Source organism: Paraburkholderia nemoris (assembly GCF_905221015.1).
GTDB classification, from domain to species: domain Bacteria; phylum Pseudomonadota; class Gammaproteobacteria; order Burkholderiales; family Burkholderiaceae; genus Paraburkholderia; species Paraburkholderia nemoris.
This window is the reverse complement of sequence record NZ_CAJNBO010000061.1, coordinates 1-16,458: the sequence shown is the minus strand read 5'-3', so window position 1 is coordinate 16,458 and position 16,458 is coordinate 1. Positions and strand designations below refer to the sequence as shown.

Below are 16,458 nucleotides of genomic sequence, written 5' to 3'. Positions count from 1 at the left end.
GTTTGAATTCGAGCGTGTACTGCGCCCGCTTTGCCTTGACCGTCATCGTTTCTTCTCCTTGCTTGAGTTTACACACTCAGCAAGAGATTCGTTTTTCGGGGGCAAGGTCAGTTCGTAGTTGTAGTAGCTGTCTGGTAGTTGTTTGTTTTTGGTTGGTTGTTGTTGTGTTGTTGGAAGGAGCAGTACCGCTTGTTCTTGTACACACGCATCACGTGGCGAAACAGGCAAAAAAAGGCGACTGTCCGTGAGGACAGCCGCCTTTTCCATTTCAGGCCAATGTCAGCCGGTCAAGCCGGCAAGATCACGCCGCGTGTTGCGACTTCCCCGTTTCCGGCGAACGCCAGCGCGTCAGCAAGTCATTCCACTTGACCCGCACGCCCTTCAGGTTATTTTCCTTCACGTGCCCATAGCCGCGGATGCCGTCCGGCAGATTCGCCAGTTCGACCGCCAGCTCACGCTTTTGCACGGTCAGGCCGCCGATAAGCTCGCGCACCAGTGCCTCGTACTCGACGATCAGCGCACGCTCCGTGCGACGCTCTTCCGTCTTGCCGAACGCGTCGAGCGCCGTCCCACGCAGGAACTTGAGTTTTGCGAGCACGTGCATGGCACTGAACACCCAAGGTCCGTACTTCTTCTTCACCAGATGACCTTGTGCGTCTTTCTTCGAGAACGTCGGCGGCGCGAGGTGAATGTGCAGCTTCCAGTCGCCTTCGAAATTCGCCTTCAGTTTTTCGATGAACGCGGGGTCGCTGTAGAGCCGTGCAACTTCGTACTCGTCCTTGTAGGCCATCAGCTTGTGCAGATTCTTCGCGACCGCTTCGGTCAACGGCAACTGGCCGTCGATCGAATCGAGCGCCGATTCCGCCACGCGCACTTGCGACACCAATGCACGATAACGGTCCGCATAAGCGGCGTCCTGGTACGCGGCAAGATAGTCAGCGCGCTTGTCGATCAGCGTGTCGAGCGCCTTCGGTGTGTGCAGCGAGATGATCTTGCTGCTCGTCGTTTCCGCCGCGGCACCGCGTCCTTGCGAGTGTGCGAGCGTGCGCACCGAAGCGAGATCGTGCGCGGCACGACGGCCCCATTCGAATGCCGCACGGTTCTTCTCGACCTGCACGTTGTTCAGCTCGATTGCGCGCATCAGCGATTGATACGTCAGCGGTACCCAGCCGCGTTGCCACGCGTACCCGAGCACGAACGGATTCGTGTAGATCGCGTCACCCAGCAGCGCGACGGCGAAGTGATTCGCATCGACCATATCGACGCCGTCGTCGCCCGCACCGGCACGCACGTCCGCTTCGGTGCTGCTGCCAGGGAAGCGCCAGTTCGGGTTCTTGATCAGCTCAGCCGTCGGCGTGTGCGCGCTATTGAGCACGACACGGGTACGGCCCACCTGCATCCGCGAAACGCATTCGTCGCTGGCGGTCACGATCGCGTCGCAGCCGATCACGAGACTGGCTTCGCCCATTGCGATGCGAGTCGCGTGAATGTCGCCCGGGTTCTGGGCGATCTGCACGTGGCTCATCACGGCGCCGCCCTTTTGCGCGAGGCCGGTGACGTCGAGTACCGTGACGCCCTTGTTTTCCAGATGCGCCGCCATGCCGAGCAAGGCGCCGATCGTTACGACACCCGTGCCGCCGACGCCCGTTACCAGCACCCCATAAGGGCGCGCGATCGACGGTAGCTCAGGTTCCGGCACCGGGGGCATCGCGTCGCCGACAATGCCGGAAGCCGCCTTCGGCTTGCGCAACTGACCCCCTTCGACGGATACGAAGCTCGGGCAGAATCCGTTCACGCACGAGAAGTCCTTGTTGCAGGTCGACTGATTGATCTGGCGCTTGGTGCCGTACTCGGTATCGAGCGGCTCGACCGACAAGCAATTCGACTTTACCGAGCAATCGCCGCAACCTTCGCACACCGCTTCGTTGATCACGACACGGCGCGCCGGATCCGGATACGTGCCGCGTTTCCTGCGGCGGCGTTTCTCCGTCGCGCAGGTCTGGTCGTAGATCAGGATCGTGGTGCCGGAAATCTCGCGAAGCTGACGCTGAACTTCATCGAGTTTGTCGCGATGGTGAATGTCGATGCTGGGTGCGAGACCGACGTTCGCGTTGTACTTCTCCGGTTCGTCGGTGACGATCACGATCTTTGTCGCGCCTTCGGCGGCGAGTTGATGCGTAATCTGCGGCACGGTTAGTACGCCGTCGACCGGTTGGCCGCCCGTCATCGCGACTGCGTCGTTATAGAGAATCTTGTAGGTGATGTTCGCCTTCGACGCGATCGCCGCGCGAATCGCCAGCAGACCCGAGTGGAAGTAGGTGCCGTCGCCGAGGTTGGCGAATACGTGTTTATCGTTGGTGAACGGCGCCTGGCCGATCCACGCAACGCCTTCGCCGCCCATCTGGCTGAAGGTGCTGGTGCTGCGGTCCATCCACACGGTCATGTAGTGACAGCCGATGCCGGCCATCGCACGCGAACCTTCCGGCACGTTCGTCGACGTGTTGTGCGGGCAGCCTGAGCAGAACCACGGCTTGCGCTCGGCTTCGACGCGCGGACGCGCCAAGGCTTTTTCCTTTGCTTCAATCACGGCGATGCGCGTCGCAATGCGCGCACGCACGTCGGATGGCAGATCGAACTTGTCGAGCCGCGTGGCGATCGCCTTGGCGATGATCGCCGGCGAGAGTTCGTAGTGCGCCGGCAGCAGCCAGTTGCCCATCGGCACCGACCATTCGCCACCCGCGCCGTCCTTCTCGTCGAACTTGCCGAACACGCGCGGACGCTGCGCATCGGGCCAGTTGTACAGTTCTTCCTTGATTGCGTATTCGAGAATCTGGCGCTTTTCTTCCACCACCAGAATTTCATCGAGACCGCGTGCGAAGGCTTGCGCACCTTGCGCCTCGAGCGGCCATACACAGCCGACCTTGTACAGGCGGATACCGATACGCGAACAGGTTTCGTCATCGAGACCGAGATCGGTCAGCGCCTGACGCACGTCGAGGTATGCCTTGCCGCCGGTCATGATGCCGAAGCGCGCATGCGGCGAGTCGATTTCGACGCGGTCCAGTTTGTTCGCGCGCACATAGGCGAGCGCCGCGTACCACTTGTAATCGAGCAGACGCGCTTCCTGCACCAGCGGTGGATCCGGCCAGCGGATGTTCAGGCCGCCTTCGGGCATGGCGAAGTCGTCCGGCAGAATGATTTTCGTGCCGTGCGGATCGATATCGACCGAAGCCGACGATTCGACCACGTCGGTCACGCACTTCATCGCGACCCACAGTCCGGAATAACGGCTCATGGCCCAGCCGTGCAGGCCGAAGTCCAGATATTCCTGCACGTTCGATGGGAACAGCACCGGCAGGCCGCAGGCCTTGAAGATGTGTTCCGACTGGTGCGCGAGTGTCGAGGATTTGGCGGCGTGGTCATCACCGGCGAGCACGAGAACGCCACCGTGTTGCGCCGAGCCTGCCGAATTGCCGTGCTTGAAGACGTCACCGGAGCGGTCGACGCCAGGGCCCTTGCCGTACCACATCGAGAACACGCCATCGTACTTGGCGCTCGGGTACAGATTGACCTGTTGTGAACCCCAGACGGAGGTCGCTGCGAGGTCTTCGTTGACACCTGGCTGGAACACGACCTGGTGCGCGGCGAGATGCTGCTTCGCTTTCCACAAGGATTGGTCGAGTCCGCCGAGTGGTGATCCGCGATAACCGGAGATGAAGCCGGCGGTATTGAGCCCGGCCGCCCGGTCGCGTTCCTGCTGCAGCATCGGCAGACGCACCAGCGCCTGGATGCCGCTCATGTACGCGCGGCCGCGTTCGAGGGTGTATTTGTCGTCGAGCGTGACGGAAGATAGCGCGGCTTCGAGCGAGGCTCGCTGACCTGCGTCTAGCGGGGCATTCATTATGTGTACTCCTCCAACCAGTTTGGGATCACCAAAACTTTTTTTGGCCGCGGCATCTTGTGAACGCTTGGGGCCGGGGTCGCCATATTGACGTGTTTTAAGTGATGGTAGCACTGGTGAAAACCCGCCGCAGCGCGCCAGAAAGGCGTCATTGCAGCGCTCGACTTGTGCTGAACGCGCCGGGCGACTTCCTGCGGCGCAATCCCCCTGTAACAAGCTGTAAAAACTACAAATCTGAGGAACCGCAGTTGAAATGTCTGTCTAACACCCCACCTGCGAGCAATGTCTGCGCAACGCTCCGCATTCGGCGGAGCTTCAGGACAGCAGGGCAGTTAGAAAAGGAGTACGCATGAACACTAGAAACATCCAGACCTTCCTGATGGTTTCGGCCGCATTCTTCGCCATGAGCGCGCCGGTGCGCTCGAGTACAGGCTCGAACAGCGCAGGGACGCTGTCGAACGCGATCACCAGCACGGCGCAGGTCGCGCCGGCACGCATTGCTGTGGAGCGCATTGCACGATCCACAAAGGCCGACGAGGAAGACCAGAATTCGTGATGCATCGCTGAAGCGGCGCATCGGTTGAAAATTGGCAGTTGTCCGGGCTTCGGACAGTGGCACAAACGACGAAGGGCGAGGATCGCAAGATCTTCGCCCTTTTTTATCTCTCCCAGATTCTGCGTGGACCGTTAGTCGTTAGTCGTTAGACCTTGTCCTGGACTACGCCACGGCGGATCTGATCCAGCTCGATCGATTCGAACAGCGCCTTGAAGTTGCCCTCGCCGAATCCCTGATTGCCCTTGCGCTGGATGATCTCGAAGAAGATCGGTCCGATCTGGTTTTCGGTGAAGATCTGCAGCAGCAAGTCGTCGGGTGCGCCGTCGATCAGGATCTTGCGCTTACGCAATTCGTCGAGCGGCTCGCCGTGATTCGGCACACGCCGATCGACCAGTTCATAGTACGTGTCGATCGTATCGAGCAGCGAGATGTTTGCCGCGCGCAAACCGTCCACCGTGCGGTAGATGTCGTTGCTGCCCAGCGCAATATGCTGAATGCCTTCGCCGTGGTACTGATCCAGATACTCCTGGATCTGACCGGCTACGTCTGACCCTTCCTCATTGATCGGAATGCGGATTTTGCCGCACGGCGAGGTCATTGCCTTCGATTTCACGCCGGTCACTTTGCCTTCGATGTCGAAGTAACGCACTTCCCGGAAATTGAACAGACGCTCATAGAACTCCGCCCATTCCTGCATGCGGCCGCGATGGACATTGTGCGTCAGATGGTCGATGTAGGTCAGACCGTGGCCGACAGGGTTCGGATTCGCGCCCGGAATCGGTTCGAAGTCGACGTCGTAAATATCGATGTTGCCGATGGTGCCCGGATCAGCACCGTTCTTGCCGCGCCAGCGGTCGACGAAATAGATCAGCGAGTCGCCGATACCCTTGATCGCCGGGATGTTCAGTTCCATCGGGCCGGTCTTATTGTCGAAGCCCCAGGCGCCTTTTTCCAGGGCCTGCTGGTAAGCCTTCGCTGCGTCCTGCACACGGAACGCGATGGCGCAGATCGACGGGCCATGCAGGCGCGTGAACCGTTGGGCGAACGAATCCTGTTCCCCGTTGACGATGAAGTTGATTTCGCCCTGGCGATACAGCGTCACGTCTTTGTGACGATGCCGGGCGACGGCGGTGAAGCCCATCTGTTCGAACAGCTTGCCGAGCGCCTTCGGATCCGGTGCGGTGTATTCGATGAATTCGAAGCCGTCCGTGCCGACCGGGTTTTCCCAAGTTGAAACCTGCATTGTCTGTCTCCATTGAGCGCCGGCGCGGGATATGCGAGTTAGCGCGACTGAATGACGCAAGTGTAAAGGCCGGCTGGCGACGAAAACTTGCGAACTTAATCGTGCGCCGATACGCTTGGGCTATTTTCTAGCTCAATTTCTAAAGTGGACGGCAGAAAATGGCCAAAATAGAGATAGACGCCATCGACAGGCGCATTCTGGCGATCCTTCAGGAGAATGGCAGGCTGTCGAACCAGGAGATCGCCGAGCGGATCAACCTGTCGCCGAGCCCATGTCTGCGGCGTATCCGTCGGCTGGAAGAGAGCGGGGTGATTCGCGGCTATGTCGCATTGCTCGATGCGCAAAAGCTTGGGCTCGATCTGCTCGCCTACGTCAACGTGCGACTGGAAAAGCGCAGCGGTCCGGGACTCAGTCCGCGCGGTGACACGACGCATGCCGATCTGTTTCGCGCGGCAGTGCAGACGTGGCCGGAAGTGGTCGCATGTCACGCGATGACGGGCGACATGGATTACCTGCTGCGTGTGCAGGTCGAGGATATGGCGCATTTTTCACGCTTCGTGCAGGACCAGTTGCTGCACCATCCCTCTGTGATCGACGTGAAGACGAGCTTTTCGCTCGAGAAGTTCAAGGAGACGACGGCGCTGCCGATTTTGTGAGCGCCTGCCGTGGTCAGTCGAGGGACAAACAAAAAGGGCAGCCAGAAGGCCGCCCTTTGTTCTTCGCCGAAGCGCCGACCGGTTAAGCGGCCTCTGCTGCCGGCATAAACGATTCGAACAACTTCGACGCCTGACGTGCTTGGCGCTTGAGCGCGTAGTCGAACACGGCGGCTTGCTCCTGCAGCATTTCAGCGATGATGCTCGTTTGATCCGCCGGCGACAGCGTCAGATAGGCATCTGCCTCGCCGTACGCGTACTCGATCTTCATGCCGGCCTTCTTCGCGATGTGCATCATCGTCGAATTGCGCGACAGGCAATGCATGTAAAGCGTGGTGACATGCGTGTTGCGGCTGCGGATGGCGGCGCGCTCGAAGAGCTTCGAGCCAATACCTTGCCCGCGGACGCTTTCCAGCACCGACACGCCGAACTCAGCGGTGCGTTTGTCGCCGTCGGCCGGCAGATACGCAAGGTGGCCGACGCCGGTGAGTTGCAACTGACTATCGAACACGCCGAAGACCGTGTCGCGCGTGAAGTCGATCGCGCGGACGTAGTTCTCAATGACGTGGTTCGGCACGATCTGGCCGAAGCGCAGAAGGCGGTCGTCTTCGCCGAGTGCGAGGAAGTGGGTCAGCAGCCGTTCGCGATCGATGGCGGTGAGCTCACGGACCAGAGCAGGCGCACGACCGCCTGGCTGCAATGGGCGATCGTGCGCGACGATCGGCTCAGCGGCGCGGGGTGTAATCATGTTCATGGTCGGGTTCTCCTTTTAATCGAGCGGCATGGTGCACCGCAAAAACGATTTTAGCGGATATGCCGATCTCGCACTAGGGAAAACCCGTATCAAAAACTGAGGGCAATGTCTAGAAAGTTAGCGCCCTATTTTTAATGTATTGATTATTAAGGAAAATTAAATTGAACGAGCGTTCGTGGCAAGTTGTCGCGCTTAGGCAACTCGTGGCAATTATTTCCTCTGAACAATGTTGCCGTGCGCAATCAGCCTTGGGCAGAATTCAGTCCGTGATCCACCATATCGACCACCTGCTCGGCGAATTCCCGGTAGCCCATCCGGCCGTCGGGCTTGAGCCAGGTGAACGTCCAGTTGATCATGCCGAACACCATCATCGTGAGGGCGGTCTGGTTTTCGCGTGTGGCGCGTTCCGGATAGGCGCGCGCCAGTTGCCGCGCAAATGCCGCGACAACGTCGCGCTGGCGGTTCAGGATGACCTCGCGCTGGGTATCAACCAGGTACTTCACGTCGTTCAGGAGCGCGACGTGCCGGCTGTGCGACGTCTCGTATTCGGATAGGAACGCCCGGATCAGTTCGGCGAAAGTGTCCCGCTCGGATAGCCCGCGGCGTTGGCTCGCGCCTTCCACCTCCGCGATGATCAGCATCAGCCGCTTCGTGTAGCGGTCCAGCAGATCGAACAGGATCGCTTCCTTGCTCGCGTAATAGTGGTACAGGCGCGCTTTCGAGGTGCCGCTCGCGGCCGCGAGATCGGCCATCGAGGTGCTCGGGTAGCTGGTCTGGGCGAATTTCTCCGCGGCGAGTTCGAGAATCTGGTCGCGTTGGGTTTCGTGGTCGGGGGCTCGGGTGCGGGCCATGGTCGTCTATTTTATTAGTGTGGACAGGGGGCAAGCGCCGCAGACAGTTCCAGCGTGCGCCATGCGCTTGCGTCGCCACGCAGCTTGATGCGACGGGTTGCGGCCAGTTCGCGGAAGCGCCACAGCACGATGCTGTCGCTCACCAGATAAAAGAGTTCAGCGGTCATCAGTTCCGCGGCAATGCGCGCGGCGGGTTGCCAGTCGCCCGTGACGTGCTCGAGAATCAACGCGTCCAGGTCGGCGAAGTTGCCGCTCGTGAAGGTGTTGTCGCGCCAGCGGCGCGTCTCGCCGTTTGCGTGTTTGGCTTCCTGCCATTCGAGCGCGAGCCGGCTGATGCGCAGAACCGAAATCGGCGCCGCGTCGTCCAGACGCCCTTGCAGGACAGTCGGCGCGAACATGCCGACGGACGTCGCGCGATCTTTGCGGCTATGCGCCCAGGCGCCCGGATCGGTGAGGTCGCGAATCGACAGGCGTACTTCATTCAGCCGTTGCGGGCTGTTGCGCAGGTGGTAGCACACGCGGCGCAGCATCAATTGATCGGCCGCGCTTTCGCCGTGCCAGACCACCAGATTCGCGTCGCCCCGCGCGATGTTCTCCAGCGCTGCCGCCTGCTCGCGGAATTCGCGAAGAAAATCGCGCCTCGTGTCCGCGCTGACACGATCCCAGAACTCTGCTCGCACGTCGGGTCCGTCGTCGATGCCGCGCAGCGGACCAACCGCCAGATCGTCGCGCAGTGCGTGCACGCGATCGTCGCGGCCCGCCTCGGCTAGCGCGGCGCGCAGTGATTCGGCGGCGACATCGCCGTTGGTGAGGTGGATGGTGCTCATCGGCAGTGGCTTGGGCTGGCAAAAAACGCAAATGACGAAAGGGGCCGCTCATCGATCGGGACAGATGTCCGATCGCGAGCGGCCCCTAGTGTAAGCGCATCGCGGACCTGCTGAAAGCGTTGCGGGCGTCGCATGGCCACCCGCCGCGCTCGACTCAACGCTCGTCGTAACTCACCACCACGCGATCGCTGATCGGATGGCATTGGCAGGTCAGCACGTAACCGTCGCGGATTTCGTGTTCTTCCAGGGTGTAGTTCTTTTCCATCTTTACTTCGCCTTCGAGCACCTTCGCGCGGCAGGTGCAGCAGACGCCGCCCTTGCACGCATACGGCAGCGCGAGGCCGGCACGCAGGCCGACGTCGAGCACGCTCACGCCCTGATACGGCAGACGCAGCTTGCGCCTTTTCCCGTCGAGGACGATTTCGAGGTCGGCGGCCGGGGTGTCGTCGGTGATTTCGACCGGCGGCACGCCCGCTTGCGGCAGCGGCGAACCGAAGCGCTCCACATGCACTTTTTCCGAAGGCACGCCCGCGGCTTTCAGCGCGGCCTCGGCCGCGTCCATCATCGGGCCGGGACCGCAGATGAAGGCTTCGTCGATGGCATCGGCAGGCAGCAGGTTGTCGATGAAGGCGGCGCACTTCTCCTGGTCGAGCACGCCATTGAACAGCTCGACGTCCTGCAGGTCGTCCGACAGCACGTGATAGAGCACGAAGCGGTTCATGAAGCGGTTCTTCAGGTCTTCGAGCTCTTCCGCGAACATGATCTGGTCGACGCTGCGGTTGCCGTACACCAGTGTGAAGGTGCTGCGCGGCTCGATTTCCAGCGTGGTCTTGATGATCGCGAGCACCGGGGTGATGCCCGAGCCGCCGGAGAACGCAATGTACTGCTGGCCCTGGTCGGCATTGAGATGCGTGAAGAAGCGGCCGTCCGGCGTCATTACGTCGATGGTGTGGCCGGGTTGCAGCGTGTCGAACGCGAAGTTCGAGAAACGTCCGCCGCGCACGCGCTTGATGCCGATGCGCAGTTCGCCGTCGCGATCGTAATCGGTGACGCCGACGCAGATCGAATACGAACGGCGCGTTTCCTCGCCGTCGATGTGCGTTTTCAGCGTGACGAACTGGCCCTGCGTGAAGCGATAGTGGTCGCGCAGTTCGACAGGGACTTCGAAGGCGACCGAGACCGCGTCGGCGGTTTCGGGCCGCACTTCGCGGATACGCAGCGGATGAAATTGCGGGGTAGCCATATCAGTATGGTTTGAAGTAGTCGAAGGGTTCGCGGCAGTCGATGCAGCGATACAGGGCCTTGCAGGCCGTCGAGCCAAATTGCGCGAGTCGCTCTGTATGCGCCGAGCCGCAACGGGGGCACGACGGCGCCGGCAGCGCGCGCGGCATGAAACGCAGCACTTTTTCCTGCGACGGCGCGGCTGAACCGCAATTGCCCGTGGGCGGCGCGATGCCGTAGGCGCGCAATTTTTCGCGCGCGTCGGCGGTCATCCAGTCGGTGGTCCAGGCTGGCGCCAGCACAGTGGCAATCCGATACGGCTTCAGTTCAGCCACATCGAGCGCGTGGGCGACGTCTTCGGCGATCTGCGACATCGCCGGGCAACCGGAATAGGTCGGCGTAATGACGACTTCGAGCGTGCCGTCGGCGGCGCGGCGCACGTCGCGCAGAATGCCGAGTTCACGAATCGATACCACCGGGATCTCCGGATCAGGCACCGTTTCGAGCACGGCCCACGCGCGCTCGAGCGTAGCGTCGGCGGTGGGCATGGCAGTCGAGGTCGTCATCGTGAAGTTCCGTTGGGTTTTGATTGAGCGCTCGGGTGCGTGCTTACCAGGTGGCGCCAGGATGCTGGCGCGCGAGGCTTTGCATTTCGGCCAGCACGAAGCCCATGTGCTCCGAGTGCTCGCCATGCTTGCCGGCCGTGATGTGCTTGACCGCTTCGGGGAGCTTGAGCGTGGCCTGGTCGAGCGTGGTCTGGACGTCTTCGAGCCATGCTGCCTCGAGGTCCGACGTCAGCGGCCCGATGCCGGCGGCGGCGATGGCTTCCTCGACGGCGTCCGCGCTAAAAAACTCGCGGGTGTACGGCAGCAGATAGTCGAGTGCGGCTTGCGCGCGGCGATGCGACTCTTCCGTGCCGTCGCCGAAACGAATCAGCCATTCGCTCGCGTGGTGCACGTGATAGCTGGTTTCCTTGATCGACTTCGAGGCGATCGCAGCAAGCTGTTCATCCTTCGACGTAGTGAGGACAGTCCACAGATGCGCCATCAGCGTCGAATACAGGAAATTGCGCACGATCGTAACCGCGTAGTCCTTCTTGGCTTGCGCAGTGCCGGCGAGCGGGCCGTAATGCGGCAACTCGGCCAGCGTGTAGTTGGCGAACTCACGTTCCGCGCGGAAGTATGCGTAGTCGTCTTCCGTGCGGCTTTTGCCTGTGAGCTGCTGTTCCAGCGAGGCGGCGTGCGTGTACAGCAGGCGCGCCTGGCCGATCAGATCCAGACTCATGTTCGACAGCGCGATGTCCTCTTCGAGGATCGGGCCGTGACCGCACCACTCGGCATTGCGCTGACCTAGGATCAGCGCGGTGTCCGCGAGGCGCAGCACGTACTGCAGATGTTGGGGCGTGATGGTCATGGCCGCGCTTACATGTGGTTGACTTCGTCGGGGAGCGTGTAGAACGTCGGGTGGCGGTAAATCTTGTCGCCAGCCGGTTCGAACAACTCCGCCTTGTCTTCCGGCGCGGACGCCGTGATCGCCGACGACGGCACCACCCAGATGCTCACGCCTTCCTGGCGGCGCGTGTAGACGTCGCGCGCCATGCGCAGCGCCATCGGCGCGTCGGCGGCATGCAGGCTGCCGCAGTGTTTATGGTCGAGTCCCTGCTTGCTGCGCACGAAGACTTCCCAAATCGGCCATTCCTTGTTCATTGCTGATCTCCTGATACTTTGTCTGGCTTGTCGCCGCCGTTAGGCAGCTTGCTGTTGCGCGCGCTGGCGCTGCTTTTCGGCGTGAGCGAGGGCGGCTTCGCGCACCCAGGCGCCGTCGTCGTGTGCTTTGACGCGGGTCGCGAGGCGTTCGCGGTTGCACGGGCCGTCGCCATTCACGACACGCCAGAACTCTTCCCAGTCGATGTCGCCGTAGTCGTGCTGGCCGCGTGCTTCGTTCCACTTCAGGTCCGGGTCCGGCAGCGTGACGCCTAGCACCTTGGCCTGGTCGACGGTGGCGTCGACGAATTTCTGGCGCAGATCGTCGTTCGAGATGCGCTTGATGCCCCATTTCGACGACTGGTTGCTGTGAATCGAGTCTTTGTCGCTCGGGCCGAACATCATCAGCACCGGCCACCACCAGCGGTTCACGGCTTGCTGGACCATCTCGCGTTGCGCTTCGGTGCCGCTCATCATCGACATCAGCGCGTCGAAGCCCTGGCGCTGGTGGAACGACTCTTCCTTGCAGATGCGGATCATCGCGCGGGCGTAAGGGCCGTAAGTGCAGCGGCACAGCGGAATCTGATTCATGATCGCCGCGCCGTCCACCAGCCAGCCGATCACGCCGACGTCCGCCCACGTGGGCGTCGGGTAGTTGAAGATGCTCGAATATTTGGCTTTGCCCGCGTGCAACGCGGCGATCAACTGATCGCGCGACACGCCGAGCGTTTCGGCCGCGCTATATAGATAGAGGCCGTGGCCGGCTTCGTCCTGCACTTTGGCCAGCAGGATCGCCTTGCGCTTCAGGCTGGGTGCGCGGGAGATCCAGTTGCCTTCCGGCAGCATGCCGACGATCTCAGAATGCGCGTGCTGCGAGATCTGCCGCACCAGCGTCTTGCGGTAGGCCTCAGGCATCCAGTCCTGCGCTTCGATCTTGCCGTCGGCGGCCATGACCGCGTCGAATTGCGACTGCTCGGGCGAACTCGCTGCCGCGTCGAGCGGGGCGACATTGCCGGGGATATCCAGGGATTGCGTGTACATGGGGACGCTCTCAGCGGAAGTTGTCTGTGTGTGCGCAGTATAAACCAACCGACCGGTCGGTTAATAAATTTTTTGAGACGACAGGTCGTTTTCGATAGGGACACCTTGGGATCGTCGCCAAGGTGTTTCGCGAGCGTCGCCGCCCCGCGCCGACACATAACCTATAAAATTGCGAATTGGCCGCGATTTGCGGCCTTCATGCATCCCCCGGTACTCATGTTACGTCTAAGCGAAATTAAACTCCCGCTCGATCACCCCGAGAGCGTTCTCGAAGCCGCCGTCCGCGCGCGCCTCGCTGAACTCGGCGTGGGCGAGGACGGGCTCATCCGATACACCGTGTTCCGCCGCGCGCACGACGCCCGCAAGCGCACCGACATCAAGCTCACTTACATCGTCGACGTCGAGGTGAAGGATGAAGCGGCTGCGCTCAAGCGGCTCGCCGACGTGCCCCACTGTGCTGTGACGCCGGACATGACGTACCGTTTTGTCGCCAAGGCGCCGGCAGAGATGACCTCCCCGCGCCCCGTCGTGATCGGCATGGGGCCGTGCGGCCTGTTTGCCGGGCTGATCCTCGCCCAGATGGGCTTTCGTCCGATCATTCTCGAGCGCGGCAAGGCCGTGCGCGAGCGGACCAAGGACACTTTCGGGCTGTGGCGCAAGTCGGTGCTCAATCCTGAATCGAATGTGCAGTTCGGTGAAGGCGGCGCAGGCACATTCTCGGACGGCAAGCTTTACAGTCAGATCAAGGATCCGAAGCACTACGGCCGTAAGGTGCTCGACGAATTCGTCCGTGCGGGTGCGCCGGAGGACATTCTTTATCTGAGCCGGCCCCATATCGGCACGTTCCGTCTCGTCAGCATGGTCGAAAAGATGCGCGCGACCATTCACGAGCTGGGCGGCGAAGTGCGTTTCGAGACGCGGGTCGACGATATCGAGATCGATCAGGGCAAGGTGCGCGGGCTCAAGCTGTCGACGGGCGAGCATTTGCGCTGCGACCACGTGGTGCTGGCGGTCGGCCATAGCGCACGCGATACCTTCCAGATGCTGAGCGACCGCGGCGTCTATATCGAAGCGAAGCCGTTTTCTCTCGGTTTCCGGATCGAACATCCGCAAGGCTTGATCGATCGCAGCCGTTTCGGCAAGTTCGCGGGTCACAAGCAACTGGGCGCTGCCGACTATAAGGTCGTGCACCATTGCAGCAATGGGCGCGCGGTTTATAGCTTCTGTATGTGTCCTGGCGGCACGGTGGTGGCGGCGACTTCCGAGCCGGGCCGCGTGGTCACCAACGGCATGAGCCAGTACTCACGGGCCGAGCGTAATGCCAACGCTGGGATTGTTGTCGGTATCACGCCGGAGGACTATCCGGGCGGTCCGCTCGCCGGCATTGCGTTCCAGCGCAAATGGGAAGAGCGGGCGTTCGAGCTGGGCGGTGGCAACTATATGGCGCCGGGCCAGCTGGTCGGTGACTTTATTGCCGGGCGGCCATCCACGTCGCTGGGTTCGGTGGTGCCGTCCTACAAACCGGGCGTGCATCCCACGGATCTCAGCACGGCGCTGCCGGATTACGTGATCGAAGCGATCCGCGAAGCATTGCCGCAGATGGACAAGAAAATTGCCGGTTTTGCCATGCATGACGCGGTGTTGACGGGCGTCGAGACGAGAACGTCGTCGCCGATTCGTGTGCGGCGCCGGGATGACTATCAAAGCATGAACGTCGAGGGCTTGTATCCGGCCGGCGAGGGCGCGGGGTATGCCGGCGGGATCTACTCGGCGGCCATCGACGGAATTGAAGTGGCCGAAGCGCTTGCGTTGAAGATGGTTGGGGTGCCGGCGGCGGCTTGATGAGTGATGGGTCTGCGCGCGCACCGAATGTCTGAGGCGGTGGCGGGTTCATGTGGGCGAAGCGCTATGCATCGTCATGCGGAATGACTGTCTCGTGGAAATCGCGCTGTGAGGCCCGCTGAGGGCTCTCTAGTGCAGGGCGAGCTGAATACGTACGGTTGTGCGCGGTTCGCCAAATACCCATACCGCCGCTCGCGGTACGTTCGGCGCCGCGGCCCTGCGACCAGGCGCGGGTGATCGCACGATGGCGGTCGCGCGGTCCGCCGCGACAGCGATGGCGATCGGGCACAATGCACTTTTCGCCTCGAACTGACCACCCGAATGACCATTCGCACTCTGGCTGCCGCATGTAGCGCGGCGCTGCTTTGCCAATTCACCGTTTCCCCGACTGTTTTTGCCGCCGATGCCCCGACGCACTGGGTCACCGCATGGGCGACGGCGTTGCAACCCATTCCCCAACGATCGGATTTGCCGCCCCTATATCGCGCCCCCGAAGTAGCAGGGCGAACGGTTCGCCAGATCGTCTATCCGACGCTGTCCGGTAAAACCGCACGAGTCCATCTCAGCAACGAGTACGGCAAGACGGCGCTCGTCATCGACGAGTTGCGCATTGCGCGCTCGGCCGGCGGCGCGGCGGCGCTGGGCAGTGGGGAGGCGCGCGTGACGTTCGGCGGCAAGAGCTCGGTGAGCGTACCGCCGGGCGCCGAGTTGGACAGCGACCCGGTCGCAATCGATATCGCCGAGGGCGCACCTTACGCGATCAGTGCGTTCATGGGGCCGGAACAACGGATCGTGGCGTGGCATCGGGTCTCGAATCAGCTGAATTACGTCTCCGCACCGGGTAATCACACTGCAGATACTTCCGCTGACTCGTTTCGTGGCCGGTTCACGCAATATGTCTGGGTCACGGGTTTGTCGGTGGATGCGCCGTCATCGGCCGCTGTCGCCGCGATCGGCGACTCGATCACCGACGGTATGCGCTCGAGCCTGAATCAGAACCGGCGCTGGCCGGACGCGCTGGCTCGCCGGTTCGTCAGCACTGGCGACCACTCGACGGCGATCGTCAATCTTGGCATCAGCGGCAATCGCTTGTTGAGCGACTCGCCCTGTTACGGTGATGCGCTTGTCCGGCGTTTCGACCGGGACGTGCTGGAGCGCCCGGGCGTCAAGACGGCGATTCTGCTGATCGGAATCAACGACATCAACTTCGCGGAGATGCCGGCGCGTAGTGGACTCGACTGCGATTTTCCGCACACCTCGGTGACAGCCGCCGACCTGATCGCCGGCTACCAGCGCGTGATTGCGGACGCACGGCACCGGGGCGTGAAGGTGTTCGGCGCAACGTTGACGCCGGCATCGCTGCCGGCGCCGCGGGAGACTATCCGGCTTGCGGTCAACCAGTGGATTCGAAGCAGCCATGCTTTCGACGGTGTTGCCGATTTCGACGCTGCGCTACGCGACCCGGCGCAACCGAGTCGTCTGCAGCGCGCCTTTGACAGTGGTGACCATATCCATCCCAGCGACGCGGGGTACGCCGCAATGGCTGAAGCGGTCCCGGTAGCTGCTGTAGTGAATTCAACCCGGAAGTGAGTCGCCAAAAAAAGATTTTCGTCAAACCCTTGTCACATGACTGATGTTCGCCTATAGTTCGCCTCCTCGTTTGTGAACGAGGGCCGCGGCGGAAACCAGCGGCCGTAGCGTCAACAAGGTTTTAAGCGAAAGCGGAAAAATGTTGTTGACAAAGCGAAAAAGAGCCTTCATAATCTCGTTTCTCTGCTGCTGATGCAGCGACGCAGAACGAAGCGGTGCCGGGTAGTTGAAGTGGGCAGCGGTTCGGTAGTGAAAGCGGACTCGATCTTTAAAAAT

16 protein-coding genes are annotated in these 16,458 nt (G+C 61.6%); 5 read left to right on the top strand and 11 right to left on the bottom strand.

Annotated features, from left to right (window positions below):
• Positions 1–248 (top strand): hypothetical protein (locus KHO33_RS40770; RefSeq protein ID WP_211629307.1); only part of this gene is annotated, 248 nt, incomplete at its 5' end.
• Between the two features lie 53 nt (positions 249–301).
• Here the strand turns inward: KHO33_RS40770 and KHO33_RS40765 are convergent.
• On the bottom strand, positions 302–3,901 hold the full coding sequence (locus KHO33_RS40765) for an indolepyruvate ferredoxin oxidoreductase family protein (protein ID WP_200568372.1): 3,600 nt from the start codon (positions 3,899–3,901) through the stop codon (positions 302–304).
• Positions 3,902–4,250: 349 nt separating this feature from the next.
• Between KHO33_RS40765 and KHO33_RS40760 the strand changes: the two genes are divergently transcribed.
• On the top strand, positions 4,251–4,457 hold the full coding sequence (locus tag KHO33_RS40760) for a hypothetical protein (protein WP_093641101.1): 207 nt from the start codon (positions 4,251–4,253) through the stop codon (positions 4,455–4,457).
• Positions 4,458–4,602: 145 nt separating this feature from the next.
• On the opposite strand, the gene hppD is transcribed toward KHO33_RS40760, so the two are convergent.
• Positions 4,603–5,700, bottom strand: coding sequence for a 4-hydroxyphenylpyruvate dioxygenase (gene hppD, locus KHO33_RS40755; RefSeq protein WP_200568373.1), 1,098 nt, complete (start codon positions 5,698–5,700; stop codon positions 4,603–4,605).
• Positions 5,701–5,858: 158 nt separating this feature from the next.
• Here hppD and KHO33_RS40750 point away from each other — a divergent pair, with 158 nt between their 5' ends.
• Entirely contained in the window at positions 5,859–6,356 is a 498-nt protein-coding gene (locus KHO33_RS40750) for an Lrp/AsnC family transcriptional regulator (protein WP_054043236.1), read from the top strand.
• An 82-nt stretch (positions 6,357–6,438) separates the two neighbouring features.
• Here the strand turns inward: KHO33_RS40750 and KHO33_RS40745 are convergent, their stop codons facing one another.
• The 8 genes from KHO33_RS40745 to paaA form a co-directional block, all read right to left on the bottom strand.
• A complete protein-coding gene (locus KHO33_RS40745; RefSeq protein ID WP_054043234.1) occupies positions 6,439–7,107 on the bottom strand; it encodes a GNAT family N-acetyltransferase in 669 nt (222 codons plus the stop codon).
• 242 nt (positions 7,108–7,349) lie between these two features.
• Positions 7,350–7,958: a TetR/AcrR family transcriptional regulator gene (locus KHO33_RS40740; RefSeq protein ID WP_054043232.1), complete on the bottom strand. Its 609-nt coding sequence runs from the start codon at positions 7,956–7,958 to the stop codon at positions 7,350–7,352.
• Between the two features lie 14 nt (positions 7,959–7,972).
• Entirely contained in the window at positions 7,973–8,785 is an 813-nt protein-coding gene (locus KHO33_RS40735; protein WP_200568374.1) for a DUF1835 domain-containing protein, read from the bottom strand.
• A 154-nt stretch (positions 8,786–8,939) separates the two neighbouring features.
• Entirely contained in the window at positions 8,940–10,028 is a 1,089-nt protein-coding gene (gene paaE, locus KHO33_RS40730; RefSeq protein ID WP_054043228.1) for a 1,2-phenylacetyl-CoA epoxidase subunit PaaE, read from the bottom strand.
• A 1-nt stretch (position 10,029) separates the two neighbouring features.
• Entirely contained in the window at positions 10,030–10,572 is a 543-nt protein-coding gene (gene paaD / locus KHO33_RS40725) for a 1,2-phenylacetyl-CoA epoxidase subunit PaaD (RefSeq protein WP_097390596.1), read from the bottom strand.
• 43 nt (positions 10,573–10,615) lie between these two features.
• Complete coding sequence (gene paaC, locus KHO33_RS40720) at positions 10,616–11,419, bottom strand: 1,2-phenylacetyl-CoA epoxidase subunit PaaC (protein WP_200568375.1); 804 nt, start codon at positions 11,417–11,419, stop codon at positions 10,616–10,618.
• 8 nt (positions 11,420–11,427) lie between these two features.
• Positions 11,428–11,712, bottom strand: coding sequence for a 1,2-phenylacetyl-CoA epoxidase subunit PaaB (gene paaB, locus KHO33_RS40715; RefSeq protein ID WP_007179854.1), 285 nt, complete (start codon positions 11,710–11,712; stop codon positions 11,428–11,430).
• A gap of 39 nt (positions 11,713–11,751) precedes the next feature.
• Entirely contained in the window at positions 11,752–12,750 is a 999-nt protein-coding gene (gene paaA, locus KHO33_RS40710; RefSeq protein WP_054043221.1) for a 1,2-phenylacetyl-CoA epoxidase subunit PaaA, read from the bottom strand.
• A gap of 216 nt (positions 12,751–12,966) precedes the next feature.
• On the opposite strand from paaA, the gene KHO33_RS40705 reads away from it, so the two are divergent.
• Both KHO33_RS40705 and KHO33_RS40700 read left to right on the top strand, forming a co-directional pair.
• Positions 12,967–14,592 (top strand): NAD(P)/FAD-dependent oxidoreductase, encoded by a 1,626-nt coding sequence (locus tag KHO33_RS40705; RefSeq protein ID WP_200568376.1) that lies wholly within the window; start codon positions 12,967–12,969, stop codon positions 14,590–14,592.
• Between the two features lie 321 nt (positions 14,593–14,913).
• The gene (locus KHO33_RS40700) at positions 14,914–16,182 is read left to right on the top strand and encodes an SGNH/GDSL hydrolase family protein (protein ID WP_200568377.1); all 1,269 of its coding nucleotides are present in this window, start codon (positions 14,914–14,916) and stop codon (positions 16,180–16,182) included.
• Positions 16,183–16,233: 51 nt separating this feature from the next.
• Here KHO33_RS40700 and KHO33_RS40695 read toward each other — a convergent pair.
• Positions 16,234–16,458: hypothetical protein (locus KHO33_RS40695; protein WP_211629306.1), on the bottom strand; the 225-nt coding region annotated here is incomplete at its 5' end.

Bases quoted from the DNA above. Each gene is read 5' to 3' on its own strand.
- KHO33_RS40765 (WP_200568372.1), bottom strand. From the start codon at position 3,901: ATGAATGCCCCGCTAGACGCAGGTCAGCGAGCCTCGCTCGAAGCCGCG.
- paaA (WP_054043221.1), bottom strand. From the start codon at position 12,750: ATGTACACGCAATCCCTGGATATCCCCGGCAATGTCGCCCCGCTCGAC.
- KHO33_RS40700 (WP_200568377.1), top strand. From the start codon at position 14,914: ATGACCATTCGCACTCTGGCTGCCGCATGTAGCGCGGCGCTGCTTTGC.
- hppD (WP_200568373.1), bottom strand. From the start codon at position 5,700: ATGCAGGTTTCAACTTGGGAAAACCCGGTCGGCACGGACGGCTTCGAA.
- KHO33_RS40735 (WP_200568374.1), bottom strand. From the start codon at position 8,785: ATGAGCACCATCCACCTCACCAACGGCGATGTCGCCGCCGAATCACTG.
- KHO33_RS40750 (WP_054043236.1), top strand. From the start codon at position 5,859: ATGGCCAAAATAGAGATAGACGCCATCGACAGGCGCATTCTGGCGATC.
- paaD (WP_097390596.1), bottom strand. From the start codon at position 10,572: ATGACGACCTCGACTGCCATGCCCACCGCCGACGCTACGCTCGAGCGC.
- KHO33_RS40760 (WP_093641101.1), top strand. From the start codon at position 4,251: ATGAACACTAGAAACATCCAGACCTTCCTGATGGTTTCGGCCGCATTC.
- paaB (WP_007179854.1), bottom strand. From the start codon at position 11,712: ATGAACAAGGAATGGCCGATTTGGGAAGTCTTCGTGCGCAGCAAGCAG.
- paaC (WP_200568375.1), bottom strand. From the start codon at position 11,419: ATGACCATCACGCCCCAACATCTGCAGTACGTGCTGCGCCTCGCGGAC.
- KHO33_RS40740 (WP_054043232.1), bottom strand. From the start codon at position 7,958: ATGGCCCGCACCCGAGCCCCCGACCACGAAACCCAACGCGACCAGATT.
- KHO33_RS40745 (WP_054043234.1), bottom strand. From the start codon at position 7,107: ATGAACATGATTACACCCCGCGCCGCTGAGCCGATCGTCGCGCACGAT.
- KHO33_RS40705 (WP_200568376.1), top strand. From the start codon at position 12,967: ATGTTACGTCTAAGCGAAATTAAACTCCCGCTCGATCACCCCGAGAGC.
- paaE (WP_054043228.1), bottom strand. From the start codon at position 10,028: ATGGCTACCCCGCAATTTCATCCGCTGCGTATCCGCGAAGTGCGGCCC.